Origin of the sequence: Hymenobacter nivis (assembly GCF_003149515.1) — a bacterium.
Lineage (GTDB): Bacteria > Bacteroidota > Bacteroidia > Cytophagales > Hymenobacteraceae > Hymenobacter > Hymenobacter nivis.
Map to the genome: position 1 here is coordinate 2,940,832 of NZ_CP029145.1, position 23,094 is coordinate 2,963,925.

The 23,094-nt window shown below is 64.7% G+C and carries 16 protein-coding genes; 9 read left to right on the top strand and 7 right to left on the bottom strand.

Translation table 11 applies throughout. The features are described from left to right. Nucleotides 1–76 precede the first annotated feature (76 nt). The 6 genes from DDQ68_RS13145 (at nt 77) to DDQ68_RS13170 (ending at nt 9,484) form a co-directional block, all read left to right on the top strand. Nucleotides 77–1,570, top strand: a complete 1,494-nt coding sequence (locus DDQ68_RS13145; RefSeq protein WP_162550085.1) for an outer membrane beta-barrel protein — start codon at nt 77–79, stop codon at nt 1,568–1,570. Nucleotides 1,571–1,665: 95 nt separating this feature from the next. Beyond that, a complete protein-coding gene (locus DDQ68_RS13150; RefSeq protein WP_162550086.1) occupies nt 1,666–3,024 on the top strand; it encodes an outer membrane beta-barrel protein in 1,359 nt (452 codons plus the stop codon). Nucleotides 3,025–3,183: 159 nt separating this feature from the next. Beyond that, nucleotides 3,184–5,142, top strand: coding sequence for a KUP/HAK/KT family potassium transporter (locus tag DDQ68_RS13155; RefSeq protein ID WP_109658427.1), 1,959 nt, complete (start codon nt 3,184–3,186; stop codon nt 5,140–5,142). A 6-nt stretch (nt 5,143–5,148) separates the two neighbouring features. Further along, a complete protein-coding gene (locus DDQ68_RS13160; protein ID WP_109656702.1) occupies nt 5,149–6,342 on the top strand; it encodes a porin in 1,194 nt (397 codons plus the stop codon). Nucleotides 6,343–6,372: 30 nt separating this feature from the next. Further along, a complete protein-coding gene (locus DDQ68_RS13165) occupies nt 6,373–7,545 on the top strand; it encodes a histidine kinase (RefSeq protein ID WP_109656703.1) in 1,173 nt (390 codons plus the stop codon). Nucleotides 7,546–7,738: 193 nt separating this feature from the next. Further along, on the top strand, nt 7,739–9,484 hold the full coding sequence (locus DDQ68_RS13170; protein ID WP_109656704.1) for a HAMP domain-containing sensor histidine kinase: 1,746 nt from the start codon (nt 7,739–7,741) through the stop codon (nt 9,482–9,484). Between the two features lie 240 nt (nt 9,485–9,724). Here the strand turns inward: DDQ68_RS13170 and DDQ68_RS13175 are convergent, their stop codons facing one another. Next, nucleotides 9,725–10,402 (bottom strand): porin family protein, encoded by a 678-nt coding sequence (locus DDQ68_RS13175; RefSeq protein ID WP_162550087.1) that lies wholly within the window; start codon nt 10,400–10,402, stop codon nt 9,725–9,727. 266 nt (nt 10,403–10,668) lie between these two features. Here DDQ68_RS13175 and DDQ68_RS13180 point away from each other — a divergent pair, with 266 nt between their 5' ends. After that, nucleotides 10,669–12,702 carry a KUP/HAK/KT family potassium transporter gene (locus DDQ68_RS13180; RefSeq protein WP_109656706.1) on the top strand — a complete coding sequence of 678 codons (2,034 nt, stop codon included), beginning with the start codon at nt 10,669–10,671 and terminating at the stop codon, nt 12,700–12,702. Between the two features lie 58 nt (nt 12,703–12,760). Here the strand turns inward: DDQ68_RS13180 and DDQ68_RS13185 are convergent, their stop codons facing one another. The 4 genes from DDQ68_RS13185 to DDQ68_RS13195 form a co-directional block, all read right to left on the bottom strand. Beyond that, complete coding sequence (locus DDQ68_RS13185; RefSeq protein ID WP_109656707.1) at nt 12,761–15,058, bottom strand: sensor histidine kinase; 2,298 nt, start codon at nt 15,056–15,058, stop codon at nt 12,761–12,763. Between the two features lie 74 nt (nt 15,059–15,132). Then, entirely contained in the window at nt 15,133–15,351 is a 219-nt protein-coding gene (locus DDQ68_RS22890) for a hypothetical protein (RefSeq protein ID WP_162550088.1), read from the bottom strand. Continuing rightward, on the bottom strand, nt 15,335–15,961 hold the full coding sequence (locus tag DDQ68_RS13190; RefSeq protein ID WP_109656708.1) for a PAS domain-containing protein: 627 nt from the start codon (nt 15,959–15,961) through the stop codon (nt 15,335–15,337). The genes DDQ68_RS22890 and DDQ68_RS13190 overlap by 17 nt, the downstream gene beginning before the upstream one ends. A 45-nt stretch (nt 15,962–16,006) precedes the next feature. Beyond that, entirely contained in the window at nt 16,007–18,139 is a 2,133-nt protein-coding gene (locus tag DDQ68_RS13195) for a CheR family methyltransferase (RefSeq protein WP_109656709.1), read from the bottom strand. A 147-nt stretch (nt 18,140–18,286) separates the two neighbouring features. On the opposite strand from DDQ68_RS13195, the gene DDQ68_RS13200 reads away from it, so the two are divergent. After that, nucleotides 18,287–19,300, top strand: coding sequence for a chemotaxis protein CheB (locus DDQ68_RS13200; RefSeq protein WP_109656710.1), 1,014 nt, complete (start codon nt 18,287–18,289; stop codon nt 19,298–19,300). Between the two features lie 402 nt (nt 19,301–19,702). Here DDQ68_RS13200 and DDQ68_RS22895 read toward each other — a convergent pair whose 3' ends face one another. Then, nucleotides 19,703–20,074 carry a hypothetical protein gene (locus DDQ68_RS22895; RefSeq protein WP_162550089.1) on the bottom strand — a complete coding sequence of 124 codons (372 nt, stop codon included), beginning with the start codon at nt 20,072–20,074 and terminating at the stop codon, nt 19,703–19,705. A 293-nt stretch (nt 20,075–20,367) separates the two neighbouring features. Then, on the bottom strand, nt 20,368–21,354 hold the full coding sequence (locus tag DDQ68_RS13205; RefSeq protein WP_109656711.1) for a cation diffusion facilitator family transporter: 987 nt from the start codon (nt 21,352–21,354) through the stop codon (nt 20,368–20,370). Between the two features lie 150 nt (nt 21,355–21,504). Between DDQ68_RS13205 and DDQ68_RS13210 the strand changes: the two genes are divergently transcribed. Continuing rightward, nucleotides 21,505–22,905, top strand: a complete 1,401-nt coding sequence (locus DDQ68_RS13210) for an Nramp family divalent metal transporter (RefSeq protein WP_109656712.1) — start codon at nt 21,505–21,507, stop codon at nt 22,903–22,905. The last annotated feature ends 189 nt before the right edge of the window (nt 22,906–23,094 follow it).

Below are 23,094 nucleotides of genomic sequence, written 5' to 3' on the forward strand. Positions count from 1 at the left end.
GGCCTGCCCGGGCCGCCGGGGAGGCACTAGCTCCTTCCCGTTCCCACTTATTTCGATGAAAAACTTTTCTCGTTGCTTGTTACCGAAACCTTTGCTGACGGCCCTGCTGGCCGCCGGCTCTTTTGCCCCGGCCCTGGCCCAAACTACTGAAACCGGCGCCGCCCAAAACCCCGTTATCAAAGGCGATACGGCCAAGGCCGTGGCCTACTCGGCCCCCGCGGGGGCCCCGGCACCGGCCGCCAAAATCCCCTTCGACGGCATGGACCTGAGCTGGGTGAACGGCCAGAACCGCCAGCAGAACTTTCCGCTTCAGTTTAAGGACAAGGACGGCGAAACGGTGCTCACGGCCACCACGTTCCTTGATGGCTACTACAACTACAACTTCGCCCGGCCCCTCGACCATACCCAGACGATTTCGGCCGTGACGGGCCGCGCCCAGGAATTCTCGGTGGCGCTGGCCAGCATCGGCATCGAGAGCAACTATAAAAACATCATCGGCCGCCTGTGGCTGCAAACGGGCTCGATGCTGAACGTGATTCAGGAAACCGACGCCTCGGTGCTGCGCGGCCGCAACACGGGCACTACCATTGGGGCCAACGGCGTGAATAACGGCGTGGGCATCACCACCAACAACCTCAAGTACATCCGCGAGGCGGCGGCCGGCTACCACTTCAACGTGGCCTACGGCCTGAACCTGGAGCTGGGCATTTTCATGAGCTACATCGGCCTGGAAAGCTACGTGACCCAGGAAAACTGGAGCTACCAGCGTAGCCTGGTCTGCGATTTCACCCCCTTCTACTTCCAGGGGGCCCGGGCGCAGTTCTACCCCAGCAAGAAGTTCAAAACCGAGCTGTGGCTGATGAACGGCTGGCAGACTTACCACACCTATAACAACCGCCCGGCCATCGGCAACTCGAACTACTACCGGCCCAACGAAAATCTCCAGCTGGTGGCCAACTTCTACTACGGCAACGACTCGCGGCCGACGGCCGATAGCCTGGCCGTTGGCCGGGCCAGCTACCCCAACGTGCAGCGCTTCCACCACGATAACTCCATCGTGGCCCGCTACTACCACAAAGACAAGCGGGGGCCCCTGCACGGCATCACGCAGGCCGCCTTCAGCCTCAACACCCACTTTGGCTTCCAGAGCGGCGACGGGGTAGCCATCAAGAACAACTACATGGTGGGCAGCTCGCTGGCCAACCGCATCTGGTTTGCCAAAAACAAGCTGGCCGTGACCACCCGCGTGGGCTTTGTGAACAACCCCTCGCGCTACCTCAGCTTCAACCCGGCCGTGCCGGGCGGCGACGGCACCAACGCCTTTACCCGCACCGATGCCAAAAACCTGCGGGCCGAAGAAGGCACGATTACCTTCGACATGATGCCCTCGGACTTCGTGACCTTCCGGGTAGAGTACGTGCACCGCTCGGCCAACGTGCCCTACTTCGCCGGACCCGGCGGCACCACCTCGCCCAGCGGCTACGCCGACCAGGTGCTACCGCGCTCGTACCAGCCCGACCTGCGCGACTACGAAAACCGCCTGATTTTTGCTGTCAACTTTAGGCTTTAATCTGCTTAATTACAATATGTTGAATAATAATATCTACCCCTCGTTCTTCTTTCTTTCAGGTTCCCGCTTCTTTTCACCCCCTCCCCTTTTTTGTTGTGAAGTACGCACTGGCCCTGATCCTGAGCATTGGTACAACGCTGGCTTTTGGCCAGCAGCCCGTGCCCGGCCAAAACCCTAGCCCCGCCCCACCGGCGGGGACCCTGCCCACCGTGGACGGCACCAACGGCCGCAGCTTGCCCTCGCCGCTGGCCTCGCTGCCGTTTCCCAGCTCGGAGTGGGACGGGGCCCCGGTGGTAGGCATCTCGGCCGAAGCAGCCAATTACCCGCTGCAAAAGGCCCTGGGGCTAACCAAAAGCCGCTTTAAAATTTACGGCTGGGCCAGCATCGGCGGCAACCTGAGCACCTCGCACGACTCGAACGCACCGACTTCCTACAACCTGGTGCCCAACCAGGTAGTGCTCGACCAGCTGATTCTGCGCATCGAGCGCCAGCCCAACACCATCCAGACCGACCACATGGACTGGGGCTTTCTGGTGGACAATATATTCGGCACCGACTACCGCTACACTATCGCCAAGGGCATTTTCAGCGACCGGCTGCTGGCCGGCAACCACCTCTACGGCTACGACCCTACCCAGTTCTACGGCCTGCTGTACCTGCCTAAAATCGGGCAGGGCACGCTGCTGAAGGTGGGCCGCTTCATTTCGCCGGCCGACATCGAGGCCCAGTGGGCCCCCGACAACTACCTGTACTCGCACTCGCTGATGTTCACCGTGGACCCCTACACCTTCATGGGGGCCCAGGCCACAGTGCGCCTCAGCCCGTACTGGCAAATTGAGCTGGGCGTGCATGGCGGCAACGACGTGGCCGTGTGGAACGAGTCGGCGCACCTCAACGGGCTGGCCATGTTCCGCTACGTGTCGCGCACCAACAACAACTCCATCTACGCGGGCATCAACTCCATTGGCAGCGGGCAGTACAGCCACGAGCACGACAACCTGCAAATGGCCGTGGCTACCTGGGGCCACCGCTTCAACGCCAAGGTGCACACCCAATCCGAAGTTTACTACATCTGGCAGTACGACGCGCTGGTGGGCGGCACCGTGATTGACGGCCCCGGCCGCCGCTTCTACCAGGGCACCGGCGCGGGGGCCCTGCACCCGGGCACCTCCAACGCCGTGGGGGCCGTGAACTACACCCAGGTGCAGCTCGGCAAGCTTACCTACCTCTCGGTGCGCAACGACCTGCTGGTGGACCCGCAGGGCAACCGCACGAGCTATGCCACGGCCTACTCCAGCCACACCGTGGGCGTGGTGCACCACTTCAGCGAGCTGGTGCGCATCCGGCCCGAGGTGCGCTACGAGCGGGCCTACGCCGCCGGCGCCACGCCCTACGACAACGGCCAGAAGAGAGACCAGTTCACGGCGGCGATGGACGTGGTGGTGCGGTTTTGAGCGGGCGGCCAGCTTTGCTTTTGAATAAAATGAAAGGTTGAAGGGCCGGGTGGGCAGCGCCCCTTCAAGCCTTTGCTTTTGCTGGCTGCGGACGGGGCCAGCGGCAATTTTTTGGCTGATTTCACAAGCCTTTACCGACCAGCCTCCGTAACAGCCCCCATGCTCCAAAGCCTTACCCCCACCCCGCACGCTTCCCTCCAAAATAAGGCCACCACGGCCGGCACGCTCATCGCCCTTGGCATCGTGTACGGCGACATCGGCACCTCGCCCCTGTACACCGTGCGGGGCGTGTTCGTGAGCCGGCCCGTGACGGAAGACGTGGTGCTGGGCACGGTGTCGGCCATCATCTGGACGCTCACGCTGCTCACGACGGTGAAGTACGTGTTCATCGCCATGAAGGCCGACAACAACGGCGAGGGCGGCATTCTGTCGCTGTACGCGCTGCTGCGGCGGCTCAAAATCAAGTGGTTGTACTTGCCGGCCATCATCGGGGCGGCGGCGCTGCTGGCCGACGGCATTATCACGCCGCCCATCTCGGTGGCCTCGGCCATCGAGGGGCTGCGCATCCTCAAGCCCGACCTCGACACGGTGCCCATCGTGCTGGTGATTATCGTGGGGCTGTTCACCTTCCAGCAGGCGGGCACGGCCATCATCGGCAAGCTGTTTGGGCCGGTGATGCTGGTATTTTTCAGCATGCTGGCCGTGCTCGGGGCCACCCACCTGGTACAGGACTGGAGCATTCTGCGGGCCCTGAACCCATACTACGCCCTGCACATGATCATCACGGAGCCGGGCGGGTTCTGGCTGCTGGGTTCCATCTTTTTGTGCAGCACCGGGGCCGAGGCCCTGTACGCCGACATGGGCCACGTGGGCCGCTCCAACATTTACGTGTCGTGGACGTTCGTCAAAATCTGCCTGCTGCTCAACTACCTGGGCCAGGGAGCCTGGCTACTCCAGCACCTGGGGGCCCCGCTGGGCGAGCGGAATTTATTCTTCCTGATGATCCCGGCCTGGGGACTGCTGCCGGCCATCATCATCTGCACGCTGGCCACGATTATTGCGTCGCAGGCGCTCATTTCGGGCTCGTTCACGCTCATCATCGAGGCGCTGCGGCTCAATTTCTGGCCCAAGGTCAAAATCTCCTACCCCACCGAGCTGCGCGGCCAGGCCTACGTGTCGTCGCTGAACTGGATCCTGTGCGCCGGCTGCGTGGGCGTGGTGCTGCACTTCCGCGAGTCGGGCCGCATGGAGGCGGCCTTCGGCCTGGCCGTAACGGTGACCATGCTGATGACCACCGTGTTACTGGCCTATTACCTGCGCCTGCACCGCCGCAGCGTGGTGCTCATCGGCCTGCTGCTGGCGGTGTACTTCACCGTAGAGGGCTCGTTTCTGGTGGCCAACCTGCGCAAGTTCACCCAGGGCGGCTGGCTGAGCGTGCTGCTGGGCACGGCCCTGCTGCTGGTGATGGTGAGCTGGATTCAGGGCCGGCGCATCCGCAACCAGCTGGCCCAGTTCACGCCCCTGGCCGATTACCTGCCCCTGCTGGCCAAGTTGAGCGTGGACCAGACGGTGGCCAAGTTCGCCACCCACCTGGTATACCTCACCAAGTCGAACGACCCCAAGCAGGTGGAGAATGGCATCGTCCACAGCCTGTTCCGCAAAAATCCCAAGCGGGCCGACATGTACTACCTCATCCACGTGGTGACCACCGACGACCCCTACACCAAGACCTACCACGTGACGCACATCCTGCCCGACAACCTGATGCGCATCGAGTTCCGCCTGGGCTTCCGGGTGGACCACGCCATCAACTACATGTTCCGGCAGGTGCTCACAGACCTGGTGAAAACCGAGGACCTCGACCTCACCTCGCGCTACGAATCGCTGCGCGGCCAGGACATGACCGGCGACTTTGAGTTTGTCATCCTCAACCGCACCCTCCCCTACCAGGGCCAGCTACCGGCCTGGCAGAACGCCGTGCTGCGCGGCTACGGGGCCCTGCGCTGGCTGGGGGCCAGCGAGCAGCAGAGCTTCGGGCTCGACAACTCTTCTTTCACCATTGAAAACGTACCCCTGGCCCTGCCGCCCCGCCCCGAGCTATCCCTCACCCGCGACTAACCGCTTATGTCCCTTTCTATTCGTTTTCTCGCGGCCGCGCTGTTGGCCACCGGCTTGCTAAGGCCGGCCCGTGCCCAGCAGGTACCAGCGGCCCCCGCGCCGGCCCCCACCAGCACCACCACCACGGCCCCGCCCGCGGCGCCAACTACAGTGGGCGCCGCCACTACTGCCGCCGCCGCCACGGCCGACACGGGGGCCGAAGAACTCAAACCCGAGTTTTTTGGCTACGTGGGCGTGTACTACGGCTACGATTTCAACAATCCCGCCAGCCTGACGCGGCCGGGCTTCATCTACTCCGAGAGCCTGCACAACCAGATTGCCTTGAACCTGGCCCTGCTGGGGGCCCGCTACACAGGCAAGCGGGTGCGCGGCACCTTCGCCATCCAAACCGGTACCTACCCCGACGCCAACTACGCCGCCGAGCCGGGCATCTTCAAAAATATCTACGAGGCCTGGGCCGGGGTAAAAGTGGCCAATAACCTGTGGCTCGACGCCGGTATTTTTCTCTCGCACATCGGCCTGGAGGGCCCCAACTCGCGCGATAACCTCACGCTCACGCGCTCCATCATGGCCGACAACTCGCCCTACTACGAGGCCGGCGCCAAGCTCACCTACGACAAGGGCAAGAAGTGGCTGTTCTCGTTCCTGACCATCAACGGCTGGCAGGTCATCCGCGACCGCAACCAGAACCAAGCCATCGGCACCCAAATCCAGTTTCGGCCCAGCGCCAAGGTGCTGCTCAACTCCAGCACGTTCCTTGGCGAGGGCCGCAACGTGCCCGATTCGCTCGGTATCCGGCTGCGCTACTTCCACGACTTCTACGTCACCTACGACCCCTCGAAGAAATGGAAAATTGCCGCGGCCTTCGATACCGGCTGGCAGGAGAAGCTCGACGGCCGCGGCGGCTACGACGCCTGGCAGGGCGGCTCGCTCATTGTGCGCCGCCGCCTCTGGGAGCGGGCGGGCCTGGTGGGCCGGGCCGAGTTTTACCACGACCCCGCGGGCGTGCTGGCCCCCACGCGGGCGGGCGGCCTGCGCACTACGGGCTACTCGCTGGGCTTCGACTACCTGCCGGTGCCGCGCGTCATCCTGCGGGCCGAGGTGAAGGAGTTCGTCGATAAAAACCAGGTGTACCAGAAGGAAAAATCCTTCGGCCGCACCAACGTCGCCGCCACCCTCATGATAGGGTTTACCCTTTAACCACTATCCCTTTACCCCTACCCTACCGCCATGACGGCCCCCGAGCAAGACCCGCGCGACCTGTCCGCCGAGCGCTTCCTGCGCCTCGTGCAGGAAAAGCGGCGCGGCACGCTCAAGATCTACCTGGGCCTGGCCGCCGGCGTGGGCAAAACCTTCCGCATGCTGCAAGAGGCCCACGACCTGCACCAGCACGGCGTGCACGTGCTGCTGGGCTACGTGGAAACCCACGGCCGCGCCGGTACCGAGGCAGAGCTGCGCGGCGTGCCGCTGCTGCCCCGCAAGCAGGTGTACTACAAGGGCAGGGCCCTGGCCGAGATGGACCTCGACGCCATTGAGAAGCAGCGGCCCCAGGTGGTGATTGTGGACGAGCTGGCCCACACCAATGTGCCCGGCTCGCGCCACGAAAAACGCTGGCAGGACGTGGAGGAGCTGATGCAGAAAGGCATTTCGGTGATTACGGCCGTGAACGTGCAGCACCTGGAAAGCCTGCACGACCAAGTGCTGAAAATTACCGGCACCGACGTGACCGAGCGCATCCCCGACCGGCTGCTGAAGATGGCCGACGAGGTGGTGAACGTGGACCTGACCGTGGGCGAGCTGCGCGCCCGCTTGGAGGAAGGCAAGATTTACGACGCGGCCAAAGTGCCCACGGCGCTGGCCAATTTCTTTCAGGCCGAGAACCTGCTGCAACTGCGGCGCCTGGCCGTGCGCGAGGTGGCCCAGCTGCTGGGCCACCAGGTGGAAAACAGCGGCGGCGGGGCCCCCGCTGTGGACGCCCGGCGCCGCAACGACGACCGCATTCTAGCCTGCATCAACTCCAACGAAAAGGCGGCTAAGGAAATCATCCGCAAAACTTCGCGCTTAGCTGACCGCTTCGGGGCCGCCGCCTGGTACGTGCTGTACGTGCAAACCGGCCGCGAAAGCGCCAACCGCATCGGCCTGGCCACCCAGCGCCACCTCCTCAACAACCTCCAGCTAGCCACCGAGCTGGGGGCCCAAATCCTGCGCGTGAAGGACGACGACGTGGTGGGGGCCATCCGGCGGGTGGCGGCCGAGAAAAACGCCACCTTATTAGTGTGCGGCGTAACGGGCGAAAAAACCGCCTGGGAGCGCCTCGCCGGCCGCGGCGGCATCACCCGGGGCCTAGTGCGGGCCATTGCCACAGCTACGCCCGAATTAGATATTTTCCTGGTAACGTATTGACTGAGTAAATTATTTTTTTGATGAGAGGACGTCATGCAGCGCGCAGCAGAGCACAGTCGAAGCATCTCTACCGCGGTAGTAATCAATAGATAGTGAGCGGCAGAGATGCTTCGACTGCGCGGACGCTAGATGACCTAATCAACCCCGAACAACCAGCAACTGACAACGAATAACCAGCAACCAGCCCCCCGCCATGAACCTCAAAACCAAGATTACGCTGGGCTTCTTAGCCTTGCTGGTGCTGCTGGGCAGCATCGGCGGCTACGCCTACTACACGGTGCGGGGCCTCAGCGCAGACTCGGGCCAAATCCTGACGGCCAACTTCTATTCCGTGGAGCTGGGCCAGCAGATGCTGCAAGCCCTCGACCGGATGGAAACCGCGCCGGGGGCCCCGGCGGCCGCCCCAAAGTTTCAGCAGGCCCTCACGCGCGAGGCGGGCAACATCACCGAGCCCGGCGAGCGGGCCTTGGTCGACTCGCTCACCCAAGGGTTCGACGCCTTCCAGCGGCAGCCGTCTGTGCCGGTGCTGGAGCAGCTGCGCGCCCACACCCACCGCATGATCCGGCTGAACACCCTGGCTCTGAGGCGTAAAAACGGGCAGCTGGCCCAGCAAGCCACCGGCGCCGGGCGCAACCTGCTGCTGGTGGCCACGCTGGCCGTGCTGCTGGCCCTGCTGCTGGTGGGCAGCGTGCCCGAGGCGGCGGTGCTGCCGCTGCGCAAGCTCACCAACGCCTTGGAGCACGCCGTGGGCAGCAACTTCGAGGCCAGCATCCCGGTCGAAAGCCAGGACGAGTTTGGGCGGGTGGCGCGGGCCTTCAACCGCATGCTGGTGCAGCTGCAGGAGTACCGCACCTCCACCCTGGCCGAGCTGGTGACCGAGCGCAACCGGGCCCGCAGCGTGGTGAACGGCCTCGACGAGGGCCTGCTGCTACTGGACGAAAACGGCCGCATCCTGCTGGCCAACCCCGTGCTGGGCGAGCTGCTGGGCCTGCCCGTGGCCCAGCTCGTGGACCAGCTGGCCGCCGCCGTGGCCCAGCGCAACGACCTGCTGGCCGCCATGCTGCGCCCCCTGGGGGCCCCGCGCCGCGCCACCGCCGTGGCCGAAACCCCCCTGCTGACGGTGGCCCGCAACGGCGAGGAGGTGTACTACCGCCTGGCGGTGCAGGACTTGGTGAACTTCAACGAGGCCAGTGACAAAATGGAATTCGTGGGCCACGTGCTGACGCTGCGCAACGTGTCGGACTTCAAAAAGCTCGACCAGGTGAAATCGAACTTCCTGGCCACGGTGTCGCACGAGCTGAAAACGCCGCTCTCCAGCATCAACATGAGCCTGAAATTGCTGCAAACCGACAAGATCGACGCTGCCGAGCGCACGCGCGTCACCGACGGCATCCGGCGCGAAACCCAGCGCCTGCTGCGCCTGGTGGGCGAGTTGCTCGACGTGTCGCGCCTCGACCCCGGCGCCGGCATCGAGCTGAACTTCGGGGCCACCGCCCTGCCCGACGTGGTGGCCTTTGCCACGGCCACCGTGCAGGCCCAGCTCGACAACAAGCAGCTGCGCCTGGCCACCGAGCTGCCCGCCGACCTGCCCGCCGTACGCGCCGACGTGGAAAAGACCACCTGGGTGCTCATCAACCTGCTGGCCAACGCCATCCGCTACTCGCCCGCCGGCGAAACCCTGACGGTGCGGGCCGCCGCGGCCGGCAAGTTCGTGCAGGTAACGGTGCAGGACCGGGGCCCCGGTATTGCGGCCGAATACCACGACAAAATCTTCCAGCGCTTCACCCAAATCCCCGACAAAACCGGCTACCAGGGCGGCTCGGGCCTGGGCCTGAGCATCGCCCGCGAGTTCATCACCGCCCAGGGCGGCCGCCTGTGGGTCGAGAGCGAGCTGGGCAGCGGCAGCGCCTTCCACTTCACCCTGCCAGTGGCGGGGTAAGGGGTTCGGAATTAGGCTTAAGCTCCACCGCCTGTCATCCTAAAAAGCTGCTTGGTTTAATCTCCCGGCTCCCGGCACGGTGTAGAGACGCATCCTTGCGTCTCTACACCGTGCCGACGTTAACTTAAACAGGAGCTTCTAAACGCAGTGAAGGATGACAGGCGAGCAGGCGAGGTACCGCCCGTTGGGACTAACCAGCGGGCACGCATCCTTCCCAGCCCAAGCCCGGTTGCCGGGGCCCTAATTCCCGATGCCGAAGCCCAGGTACACCTCCAGGCTGCGGGTGTAGATGTTGTTGTTGGACAAGTACACGGCGCCGCTATTGTACTGCACATTGGCGTCTTGCTGGTAGAGGCGGCTGAAGCTCAGGTTATAGCGCGCGCCGAGGCGGGCGTTACCCACCCGGTATTCGAGGCCGCCCACCCCGCCCAGGGCGAAGCGCTGGTAGCGGCTGTCGAGCGGCACGGTGGCCCCGTCGCGGGCCACGTCGAGCAGCACCGACGCCTGGGGCCCCACGTGGAAGCTCAGGTTCGGCGTGATATTTCCCACGAACAGCACCGGCAAATCGAGGTAGTTGAGGCGCGTGGTGTAGGCATCGGGGCTACCCAGCGTGGTGCGGTAGCCGCGCCGGGCATACAGCAGCTCGACCTGCACCGAGGCAAACTTGTTGAGGCCCAGCTGCCCGTAGGCCCCCAAGTGGAAGGCGGGCAGACGGTCGGCGTTGGGCAGGGCGCTGGCCCCGTCGCCGGTGATGGACGAGAGCGAGTAGCCGGCCTTCAGGCCCACGCTGGTGCGGTTGGCGGGGCGCGGCGCGGGGGCCAGGGGTGTGGGCTTGGCGGGGGCGTCGGCATCGGCCTGGGCGCGGGCGGCGGGGGCTGCGGCAGTGCCCACGAGTAGGGCCAGGAGAAATTTTTTCATGAAACGCAGGATGAAACGGGGGTGATGGGCCACCTGGAAGGGCCGGCCGGCGCGCAAATAGCACGGGGGGTCCTTTTTTTTCCATGAAGTCCGCCGGGCCAATCGCCCAATTGCCCAAAAGCCCCGACTAACCCCGCCAAACGGGCCCCAGCCGCCGCGCCGGGGCCCCAGCCAAAACTTCTGCCTGCTTCCGGGGTTCATGCGCCGCCCAAGGGCCCTGCATTATATGCAACTTGCAGGACACCATTTGCTTTTGTGAATATTTGATGAGTATTTCCACCCTGCTTCCCACCGAAGACGACATCCACCGCCGCCGCATCACGGTGGCGGGACTGCTGGTCACGCTCGGCATCATTTTCGGCGACATCGGCACTTCGCCGCTCTACGTTTTCCAAACCATCATCGGGCCCCGGCCGGTGAGCGAACTGCTGGTGTACGGCGGCGTATCGGCCGTTTTCTGGACGCTCACGCTCCAGACCACCATCAAGTACATTATGCTGACCTTGGAGGCCGACAACCATGGCGAGGGCGGCATTTTTTCGCTGTACTCGCTGGTGAAGAGCCGCGGTAAGTGGCTGATGTTCCCGGCCATTATCGGGGCAGGTACGCTACTGGCAGATGGCATCATTACCCCACCCATCTCCGTCACGTCGGCCATCGAAGGCCTGAAAATCCTGTACCCGGCGCTCAACCAAGAAACCATCGTCATCGTGGTGCTGGTGATTATCAGCCTGCTGTTCGGGTTCCAGCAGTTCGGCACCAAAATCGTGGGCGCCGCCTTCGGGCCCATTATGCTGGTCTGGTTTTCGGTCATCGGCACGCTCGGTCTCATCCAGATTACGCACCACCCCGGCGTGCTGGCCGCACTGAGCCCCGTGTACGCCATCCGCCTGCTCACAGAATACCCCAAGGGTTTTTGGCTGCTGGGGGCCGTGTTTCTGTGCACCACCGGGGCCGAGGCCTTGTACTCGGACCTGGGCCACTGCGGCCGCAAGAACATCCGTTCGTCATGGGTTTTTGTGAAAACTGCGCTGGTACTCAACTACCTAGGCCAAGCCGCCTGGACGATGGGCCACGTGGGCCAGCCGCTGGCCGGCAACCAGAACCCGTTCTTTATGATTGTCCCGCAGTGGGGACTAGTGCCGCTCATAATTTTGGCCACGATGGCCACCATCATTGCCTCGCAGGCCCTCATTTCGGGCTCGTACACGCTTATTTCGGAGGCTGTGAGCCTGCGCTTCTGGCCTAAGGTGCGGGTGCTGTTCCCGACGGACCAGCGCGGGCAGATTTACGTGCCCAGCATCAACTGGTTGCTGTGGTTTGGCTGCGTGTGCGTGCAGCTGCACTTCCAAACCTCGGAGGCCATGACGGCGGCCTACGGCTTCTCCATCACGGTGGCCATGCTGATGACCAGCATCTTGCTCTCGCAGTACCTGCGCGGCGTGAAGCACTGGGCGGTGCCGGTGGTGGTGGGCCTCATGCTGGTATTCTTCACCGTCGAAACCTCGTTCCTCATCGCCAACATCACTAAACTGCTGAACCGGCTGGGCATTTTGGTGTTCGAGTGGGGCCTGATTTTCATGATGTACCTGGGCTACAAGGGCCGCGAAATCAAGAACCGCCTGCTGAAAACCGTGCCCGTGGCCGCGAGTGTGCCCACGCTGGACGAATTGAGCGCCGATACCTCGGTGCGCCGCTACGCCTCCAACCTGGTGTACCTCACGCACAGCAAAACGCCCGGCGAGCTGGAAACCGAAATCCTGTACTCCATCATGCGCAAGCAGCCCAAGCGCGCCGACCGCTACTGGTTTGTGAACATGAGCATCCTCACCGACCCGTACTCGACGCGCTACAGCGTGGAGGAAATGATACCGGGCGTAGCCTACAAAATTAACTTTAAGCTAGGATTCCGGGTGCAGCCGCGCCTCAACCTGCTGTTCCGCAAGGTATTGGAGGAAATGGGCAGCAAGGGCGAGCTGGACATTACCTCGCGCTACGACTCGCTGGCCCGCCACCACCTACCCGGCGATTTCCGCTTCGTGGTGCTCGAAAAAGTGCTCAGCTACGACAACGAACTGACCTGGCAGGAGCGCTTTTTTATGAACGGCTACTTCTTCATCAACCGCTTCGCCATCTCCGACCAGCAGCTCTTTGGCCTGGATACCAGCGACGTGGCCGTGGAGAAAGTTCCCCTCACCATCAAGCCCGCCGCCAGCAAGTACGACCTGCTGCGCGACGACCCCGATCTGACCCAGGACCCCGTACCCGCCGCCCTGGTGCCCGCCGGGGCCCCGGCGTAGCGCTGTCTGGAAGTAATTAAAAATGATAAATTACTTCCAGAACCACACCGGGGCCCCGTTACGCCACCGGCAGCACCAAGAAAACGCCCGTGCCCTGCCCCGGCCGCGAGCGAACGGTGAGCGTGCCGCCCAGCAGCCCCACCCGCGTGCGGATGCCGGCCAGCCCCAGGCCCGGCACGGCCACGGCCGCGTCGAAGCCCAGCCCGTCGTCCTCCACGCTCAGGTGCACCTCGGGGCCCTCGCGGGCCACCTGTACAAACACCTCGCGGGCGCGGGCGTGCTTCATCACGTTGTTGAGCAGCTCCTGCACCGTCCGGTACACGGCCGTGGCCAGCGGGGCGGGCAGGGGCTCGTCGAGGCCGCTCAGGTTCAGGTCGAGGGCGAGCTGATCGGCGGGGATGCGGCGGGCCAGCTCGCGCAGGGCCGCGGGCAGGCCCAGGTCTTCCAGCACGCCGGGCGTGAGCTCAAAGGCAATGGTGCGAACCGCCCGAATGGCCTCGCTAAGCAGGTCCTGGCCGGCGCGCACCGCCGCCGAGGGCAGCAGGGCGTCGAGGTGCAGGCGGGTGGCGTACAGGAGCTGGCCCACGCCGTTGTGCAGGGCCTCGGCAATGCGGCGGCGCTCCTCCTCCTGGGCCGTGAGCACGGCCGCCAGCAGCACCTGCTGCTGGCGGGCCACCGTACGCTTGAGCACTTCCGACTCGGTGACATCGATGAAAAACGTGACGCCCTCCTTGTGGTCGGGATCCCAAAAGCTGTAGGTGAGGAAGTGCACCGGCTGGCCTTCGTGCACGAACGTGGCCACGTGGCTGTCGCTGTGGCCGGCCAGCAGGCGCGCAATGTGGGCGGCTTCCTGCGGGAACTGCTTGGCGGCCACCTGGCCCACCAGGGCCCCATCAGCCAAGCCCAGGCGGCGCAGGCCAGCGCCCCGCAGGGCCCGGAAGGAGCCGTCGGGCGCGAGGCGGGCGAGGATAACGGGTAGGTTTTGGAGGATATTGCCGAGCAGCCGGTTTTGGAACCGCAGCGCCTCCTGGGCCTGGGCAGGGGCCGTCACGTCGCGCACCAGCCCGGCCATGCGCAGGGGCTGGCCGGTGGCCGCGTCGTACACGAAGCGGCCGGTGGCGGCCACGTGGCGCACGCTGCCATCGGCCCGCACGAGGCGGTGCTCCAGCTCGAAGTGGCCGTGGGCGGCCAGGGCCCGCTTCATAGCTGCGTCCACGCCGGCCAGGTCGGCGGGGTGCATGGCGGCTTGCAGGTCGGCCCACGGCACACGCGGGGCCGCCATGCCCAGAATTTCCTGGGCGCAGGCGTCTTGCTCCACCAGGCCGCTGGCCAAGTCCCAGGCCCACACGCCGGTGGCGGAGGCGGCCAGGGCCAGCTGCAGGCTCTCCTCGCTGTCGCGCAGGCGCTCCTGGCCCAGCCGGCGGTCGGTCACGTCGCGCCAAGTGATGTGCAGCAGCGCCTTGCCCTGCACCACCACCGGGTCGAAGGAAAGCTCGTCCCACACGGGCGCGCCGGCGGCATAGCGGCGCAGCTCGTGGCGGCACCAGCCCTGTGTCTGGGCCTGCTGGGCGCAGTGGCTCAGCACCTCCCGCAGCGGGCTGCCGCCGGGCTGGTCGTCGGGCCAGAACCCGGCCAGGTGGCGGCCTAGCACTGCTTTCTTGTCGGCGGCCCCCAGCAGGCGCAGGGCGGTGGCGTTGGCGTCCACCAGGCACAGGCTGCTCAACAGCAGCACGCCGTCGTGGCTTTGCTCAAAAGTGGCGTGGAAGCGGGCCTCGCTGGCGGCCAGAGCATCGGCGGCCTGGCGGCGGGCCGTCACATCGGTCAGGGCGAGGCGGCAGCCGGCGGGGGCGTAGTCATCACCGCCGGGCCCATCGACCACCACGCCTTCGAGCTGGGCAAAAAATGGGGCCTTGCCGGGGCCCAGCATAGCTAGCTCGCAGGTGTGGCGCTGGCCGGGAGCGGCCCACAGCCGGGCCAGGAACTGCGAAAACGCCAGCCGCTCGGAGGGCGCCACGTGCAGGCCCAGCCGGCGCCCCAGCAGCTGCTGGCGCATGGGGCCAAGCAGCTGGGCCAGGCGCAGGTTCATCTGGGCCAGGGTGCCGTCGGGGGCCAGGATGCAGTAGCCCACGGGCGCAAAGTCGTACAGATCAACGTACTGGGCGCGACTGGCTTCGGCATCGGCCTGGGCCAGCAGCAGCTCTTCGTACTGCATTTCCAGCTCAATCTGGTGCGCTTGCAGCTCCTGGGCCAGGCGCTGGGCATCGGCGGGGGCCAGGGGCACGGCGGCGGCCAGGCGCTGCCGCTCGGCGCGGGCGCGCAGCTGATTCAGGTTGTTGTGCGGGTCGGAGGGTTGCATAAGGCCGGCGGGCGTGGCCCCCCCGCCGGCGGGGGGCCCACGCCCCAAGGTAGCACCTGGCGGGCCCCCGGCTGCTAGGCCGGCGGGGCCACCACTTCCACGCCCAGCAGCACCTGGCCGGTGGACCGCCCCTGGCGCAGCAGGCGGCGGCCGTAGAGCACCACGCGCCGGGGCCCCAGGCCGGCAAAGTCGACCATCAGCGCCAGGCCGTCAAACTGGTCGTGGGGGTGGGTGGGTGGGGTCCAGCAGCTGGGCCAGCTGGGCCAGCAGAGCCGGTTAGTTCCAGGCCCCACCGCTGAGAACGGCCAGGGGCTTGCCGCGGATCTCGTTGGCCACCAGCCCAAAATCCTCGGCAAAGGCGTGGTTGGACACGCGCACGCGCAGCTGCGCATCGAGGGCCACGGAGGGCTGGGGCATGGCCTCCTGGAGGCTGTCGGCGAAGCGGGCGGTTTCCTGGAGCTGGGCTTCGAGCTGCTTGAGGGCCGTCACGTCGGTGAAGGTGATAACGGCGCCGTTGATGTAGTTATCGAGCGAGCGGCAGGGCAAAATGCGCATCGTGTGCCACTCGCCCCGGGTGGTCTGGATGTTGGCCTCCACGCTGGTGAGGCGGTCGAGCACCCGCTGGGCGTCGCGCAGCAGGTGCTCGTAGCGCAGGTTGGAGGCGACGTGGGCCAGCGGCCGCCCCACGTCGCCGGGCAGCAGGCTGATTATGTCGCGCACGTACGGCGTGAAGCGCTTAATCAGCAGGTCGTTATCGAGGAAAATAATGGCGATTTCGGTGGCGTCGAGCAGGTTTTTCATGTCGCTGGCCGTTTGCGAAAACTCCTCCGTTTTGGCCAGGTACTGCATGTTGAGGGTCATCAGCTCCTCGTTCAGGCTCTGCAGCTCTTCCTTGTTGGTCATGGCCTCCTCGTTGGTGCTTTGCAGCTCCTCGTTGGCGCTTTTGAGCTACTCCGGGCTGCCTTCCATCTCCTCCACCGTGGTTTGGAGGCGGCGCTTGGTGTACTGCAACTCCTGGTCGAGGACGGCGTCGCGGATGTCGGCGGCGGGGGTCTCGTCCTTATCCTTGGCCCGGCGCCCGCGGCGCGGGGTTGGCTGGTCCTCAAACACCACCAGCAGCAGCAGCCCGGCCAGGGCCTCGGGGGCCCCCAGGTGGCGCACCGACAGGCGCAGCGCCTGGGGACCGGCGGCGGTGGCCACGCGCACCCGCTCCACGGTCACGTCGGCCTTGGTTTGCAGGGCCCGGTGCACGGCCCCGCTGATTTCTACGCGCAGCTCGTCGCGGGCCATTTCAAACAGGTTGAGGCCGCCCACGCCGGGGGCCGGCTCCAGGTACTTGCCGGTACGGCCGTTCACGTAGAGGATTTCGCCCTTGGGCGTAATCACCACCGCCGGCGGGGTGTAGGCGGCAAGCAGGTTTTTTTGCACCAGGTCGGCAAAGGGCGCGCCCGAATGGGCGGCGGTGGGCGGCATAGCAGCGGGGTGAGCCACTACCGACGGCCAGGACGACATGGCGAAGGGGAAGTTCAGTAGCCGGGCGGGAGCCGCAGCGGTTTCGAGACGCCGCGAGATTTTCCACTTGCCGTTCAGGGGCTGAAACAGGTCCTGGAAGCCGGTCAGGTTTTCGCTGGGGCCCAAAAACAGGATGCCGCCCGGGCGCAGAGCGTAGTGGAACACGGGCAGCAGGCTTTTTTGCAGCTCTGCGCTCAGGTAAATCAGCAGGTTGCGGCAGCAGAGCAGGTCGAGCTTGGTGAAGGGCGCGTCCTTGTTAACATCGTGCAGGGCAAACACCACCACGTCGCGCACCTCCTTGCGGATTTGGTAGTGGCCGTCGACCTGCTGGAAGAAGCGCGCCAGGCGCGCGGGGGACACGTCGGCGGCCACCGCGGCCGGGTAGCGGCCGGCGCGGGCAAAGTCAATGGCATCGGGCGCAATGTCGGTGGCAAACAGCTGGAGCTTGAGGCCCCGGCCGGGGCCCGCTGCGTCGAAGCATTCGAGCAGCAGCATGGCCAGCGAGTACACCTCCTCGCCCGTGGAGCAGCCAGGGGCCCACACGCGCACGGTGCTGCACGGCTCCTTGGCCAGCACCAGCGGCTGCAAGTGCTCCTGGAGGCTGTCGAAGGCCGCACCGTCGCGGAAGAACCGCGTCACCCCAATCAGCAGCTCCCGGAAGAGCTGCTCCACCTCGGACGGGTTTTCTTGCAGGTAGCGCACGTAGTGGGCAAACCCCTTGATTTGGTGAGCGTTCATGCGCCGCTCGATGCGCCGGAATATCGTGTTGCGCTTGTAGAGGCTGAAGTCGTGCCCCGTACGCTGGCGGATGAGCAGGAAGATTTTTTGCAGCGCGTGGGCCGGCTGGGCGTTGGGATCCTTCTGGGGCGGGGGCAGCCGGTTGCCCCCGGGCATTTGCAGGCGGCCGGCGTAGGCCAGCAGTTCGGCGGGCATCTGGGCGGGAGCCAGGGCAAAATCGACGAACTCGGTGGCCAGCGCCGCGCGCGGCATGGCGTCGAAGGCGGCCGTGGCGGGGTCCTGGGCCACCACCAGCCCGAAGTTCTCCATCACTGCCTTCAGCCCCGCGCTGCCGTCGGCCCCCAGGCCCGAAAAAATGATGCACGCGGCCCGCGCGCCCACGTCTTTGGCCAGGCTTTCCAGGAAGAAATCGATGGGCAGGCGGTGGCCCGGCGGCTGGGTGGGTCGCAGCACAAACAAGCAGCCGTGCAGTAGGCTCAGGTCGCAGTCGGGCGGGATGACATACACGTGGTCGGGGCGTACGCGCAGGCCGTCGGTGGCCTCGGCCACGGGCAGCGGCGTAAAGTTTTGCAGCACCTGCGGCAGCTGGCTGTAGGGGGTGGCCCCCAAGTGCGTGACGACCACAAGCGCCAGCCCGGGCCGCTCCGGCAAGGCCCCGAAAAACGCCTCAAGCGCCTCCAGCGAACCTGCCGAGCCGCACAGCGCCACCACCGGAAACTTGTCGCCCCCGCCGCCGGCCCGGGGCTGGGGGGTAGGGCCGGCGGGGGCTGCGGTGGGCGTAGGGGCAGGCGGGGCAGCGGGCGCGACGGCCAGGGGCAAGGGTGGTTTCATCGAGGTAAAAACAAAGTTTCCCGCGGGGTACTAAGACGAATTATCCTATCAAAATTGCGCACAAATTGCCTAACGTACCACCCGGCGGGCCGTATAGTTGATATCAGGCCCCAGTCGGGGGCTTCTCATTTTCTTATTTCTCGCTTCATGGCCCTTCCTACCCACCTCATCGTGATTGGCACGTCGGCCGGCGGCATGGCTGCCCTGTTGCAACTCGTGGCCCAGCTGCCCGCCGCCCTGCCCGCTGCCCTGCTGGTGGTGCAGCACCTCCCGCCCGATGCCGACCCCGAAAGCCTCGTGATGCGGCTGGCCACCCACTCTGCCCTGCGCTGCCAAGTGGCCGGCCACGGGGCCCCGCTGCTGGCCGGCCACCTGTACCTGGCCCCGCCCGACCGCCACTTGCTGGTGAAGGAAGACCGGGTGCTGGTGACTAAGGGCCCCTTCGAGAACGGCTACCGCCCCGCCGCCGACGCCCTGTTCCGGGCGGCGGCCGTGGCGTTTGGGGCGCGCGTGGTGGGCGTGGTGCTCACCGGGATGCTGCACGACGGCACCGCCGGCCTGGAGTTCATCAAGCGCTGCGGGGGCACGGCCGTGGTGCAAGACCCCGCCGAGGCTGAGTTCCCGAGCATGCCCGAAAGCGCCCTGCGCAACGTAGCCGTGGACCACGTGCTGCCCGTGGCCGCCATGGGACCCCTGCTGGTGGGGCTGGTAGGCCCTGGCCACGCCGGCCCCGCCCACACCCTGGGCATCCCGCCCGATTTGCAGTTGGAGGCCGCCATTGCCGAACGTGTGGTAGGCACGGCCGACCAGGTAGAACAGTTGGGCAACCTGGTGCCCTTCACCTGCCCCGGTTGCGGCGGCAACCTCTGGGACGTGACTAAGGGCAAGGTGGTGCGCTTCCGCTGCCACACCGGCCACTCCTACACCGCAGCGGCTATACTGGAAGGCTCGCAGCGCAAGATGGAGGAAACCCTATGGGTAGCCCTGCGCATGATGGAGGAGCGCAAAAACTTACTCGCCAGCCTCGCCGCCCGCGACGAAGCCTACGGCACCGGCCGCCACACCGAGCGCCTCAACGACCTCAAGCGCCACGTCAACCGCATGCGCGAATTCCTACTCAACGAGTACGAGGGCGAAAACGAAGCCGCCGCCACGGATTAGGGCCCCGGGGGCCCTGCTTCACCAGCCCGGGCACGCAGGCCGGAGGCAGGTTTCCGCCTGCTTTCCCAAAACCGCAGTAGCCATCTTCCTTCACGTTCAGCGGGTTGGTGAAGTAGCCGTTGGGCAGAGCGAAGGCTGGGGGCCCCAACTGCTCAGAGGCAACGGGCCAGCGTAAAGGTTTCGGAGGGCACGTCGGTTACGCCGCCGAGGCCCTTTTGCTGGGCCACCCGCAGGCCCACCAGCCAGCGCTATTACAGGCCCAGGACCACTAACGCCAGGCAGCAAAAAAACCCTGGCTGAGGCCGTCCGTTGCACGAGCGTTTCAGTTTATAATAATCTACTAATAACAGGCGCTTTGATGCTATTCAACTACATTGTTTTCTGTTCCTAGAAGTACCCTTCCTATAAATCGAATGTATAGGATTTGGTCTGTCCAGCGATTACCTGCACACTTTGGGCAGTCGAAGCAGCCACTACGAATACGTAGTTTCCTGGATTTAAGCCATTTAAAACAATATTGGTTTTCAAGCGAGTGTTTGTAATCGGTGGTGGCGAGCCGGTAAATGGGCCATTGCGTAACGGGTTGCCAGTACCGGTTGTCGTGCGAATTAGCCAACCTTCTTCAGTGAAGAGGGAATAGCCGACGTAGACAGAGTCGTAAGTAACTGTCAGGTTGAGATTACCCGTGGTAGGAGCCGGTTCATTCTTTTTACAAGCGGAGACGAAAAAAATCGCAACCGTAAGCGCTACGAGGTAGAAACAGCGAAGAGTCATCGGAAATAAGAGGAAAGTATTGATGAGGAATTCCTACGAAACTATTTAGGAATTCGCCAGAAATTACTGGGCTGACAATAGCATAATTTTTGCACAAAAGCAGCCAAACCAAAAAGGCAGAACGGGCCGCCCGGTATGTTCCAATAAGGTGCAAGCGGAAAAGCATCACGTTCGAGGGCCCCTGCGCCGCCGGGTTGAAATCAGTGCAGTTTCGGGAGTGGTCTGAGAAGGAGTTTTACGTTACGTACCGATTCCAGGAGCTGCAAGGACAACCAGGGTTCTATCCGCTCCGCCTACAACCTATGCCGCTCGTTGCGCACGGCGTTGTGCAGGTCCCACACCACCGCCCGCTCAAAGGGGTGCGCGCGCACCGGACAGTCGGCCATGCGGCAGAGCGAGCAGGCGGCAAACGTGCACGGGTCGGCGTGGACGAACATCTCCACTTCCACCGCAAACTTCGCCCGGATCAGCTCCTCAATGTCGTGCAGCTCGGTGTGCACGTGCTCCAGGCTGTAGTAGTAGGGCATCTGCATGTGGCAGTCGATGTGCAGGTTGGCGCCGTAGCGCTGCACGCGCAGGTTGTGCACGTCAATCCAGGGGGCCCGGCGGTGGGCCTGCAGCTCGGCAATAACCTCCGTGACGACGGCCGTGTCAGTTTCGTCCATCAGGCCCGCCACCGAGCGGCCCACCATGCGCCCGCCGTTCACCAGAATGAAGCCGCCCAGCAGCAAGGCCGCCCCGCCATCAATGCGCACCACGCCGGTGGCCGCCACCAGCAGCAGGGCCCCCGACGACACGATGGACGTCAGGGCGTCGATGTACAAATGCTGGCCATCGCCGGCCAGGGCCACCGATTTCAGCGCCTTGCCCTGGCGCACCAGGTACAGGCCCAGGCCCAGGTTGGCCACCGCCGTGGTGGCCAGCAGCGCCACGCCCCAGCCGGGGCGGTCCACGGCGTGCGGGTGCAGCAGGCTGCCCGTGGCCGAATACAGGATGTAGGCCCCAGCCATGAAAATCAGGGCCCCCTCGAAGCCCACCGACAAGTACTCAATTTTGCCGTGGCCGTAGGGATGGTTTTCGTCCTTGGGCAGGGCGGCCAGGTACAGGCTGTACAGGGCAAAGCCGCTGGTGAAGATGTTGATGATGCTCTCCAGGGCATCCGTCAGCACCACTTGCGAGCGGGTGAGGTGGTAGGCGTAGAATTTGATGGCCACCAACGCCACGCTCACCACGAGGGAAAGCAGGCCGAGGCGGGTTTTAGTTTGGGCCAGCGCAGTCATAGTAAAAAGCAAACGGGCCGGCAAAGGTCGTTCCCCCGGGGCCCCGGCACTGACTTACCCGCAACTTTTCTCCGAATTCAGCGTATTTTAGGGCGTTTAAAATTAATTTTTAGACTAGTCTAAAAATTTGCTCTACCTTTGTAGTATTCTATGCCTGAGTTTACTCCCATCACTGCCGTGCCCGCCGCCGTATCCACCGTTTCGCCGCCCGTTGCCCTACCCGCCGAGCCGGGCTGGCGGCATCCCCGCCGGGGCATCTCGCTGAGCGAGGTGCACGGCAGCATTGCGGTGCCGGGCGAGGGAGCGTCGTTCTGGCGAAAATTCCGGGCCTACTGGGGCCCTGGGCTGCTGGTATCGGTGGGCTACATGGACCCTGGCAACTGGGCCACCGACATTGCGGGCGGGGCCAAGTTTGGCTACACCCTGCTAAGTGTGGTGCTGCTAAGCAACCTGTTTGCCATGCTGTTGCAGCACCTGGCCGTGAAGCTAGGCGTGGTCACCGGCCGCGACCTGGCCCAGGCCTGCCGCGACCACTACTCCAAGCCCGTAGCCATGGTGCTGTGGGTGCTCTGTGAAATTGCCATCGCGGCCTGCGACCTGGCCGAAGTCATCGGCTCGGCCATTGCCTTCAACCTGCTCTTCGGCCTGCCCATCACCTGGGGCATTGTGCTCACCACCTTCGACGTGCTGCTGATCCTGCTGCTGCAAAGCAAAGGCTTCCGGGTGATTGAGAGCATCGTGATGGCGCTCATTTTTACCATCTTCGTTTGCTTCCTCTACGAGATTATCGCCTCGCATCCCGACTGGGTAGGGCTGGCCGGCGGGCTGGTGCCGCGGGCGGTGGTGGTCACCAACCCGGCCATGCTCTACGTGGCCATCGGTATTCTGGGGGCCACCGTGATGCCGCACAACCTGTACCTGCACTCGGCCATCGTGCAGGTGCGCCAGATTGAGCCCACCGAAAAAGGCAAGCGCTCGGCCATCAAGTTTGCCACCATCGACTCGACCACGGCGCTGGGGCTGGCGTTTTTCGTGAACGCAGCCATTCTGGTTACGGCCGCTGCCGCCTTCCACGGCAAGGGCTACGACAACGTGGCCGACATTGCCGACGCCCACAAGCTGCTGACGCCGGTGCTCGGCGCGGGCGCGGCCAGCGTGGTGTTTGCCATTGCCCTGCTGGCCTCGGGCCAAAGCTCCACGCTCACCGGCACGCTGGCCGGGCAGGTGGTGATGGAGGGCTTCCTGCACATCAAGCTGCGGCCCTGGCTGCGGCGGCTCGTCACGCGGCTGCTGGCCGTGGTGCCGGCCTTCATCGTGGCGCTACTGTACGGCGAAAAAGGTACCGGTGAGTTGCTGGTGCTTAGCCAGGTCATCCTGTCGCTCCAGCTTTCGTTCGCCGTTATTCCGCTGGTGCTTTTCACCAATGACAAGCTCAAGATGGGCGTGTTCGTGAACCGGCCCTGGCTGCGCATTATGGCCTGGGTGGTGGCGGGTATTATTCTGGCATTGAACGCTTTCCTGCTTTACCAAACGTTTGCCGGTAATGAGTAGACGACTACCTACTTTTTAAATAACTGACTGGATTTTGCACGTGGGGTGCGGGGCTTGCCCCCGCCCTTCGTTACCCGAACCCAGCACCAATCGTTCAACGACGGGCGGGGGCAAGCCCCGCACTCTACCCGTAGCGGGTAGCGCTTACCCCTTCCCTTTTCCTCCCAATCCGGATTCTTTTTTCAAGCG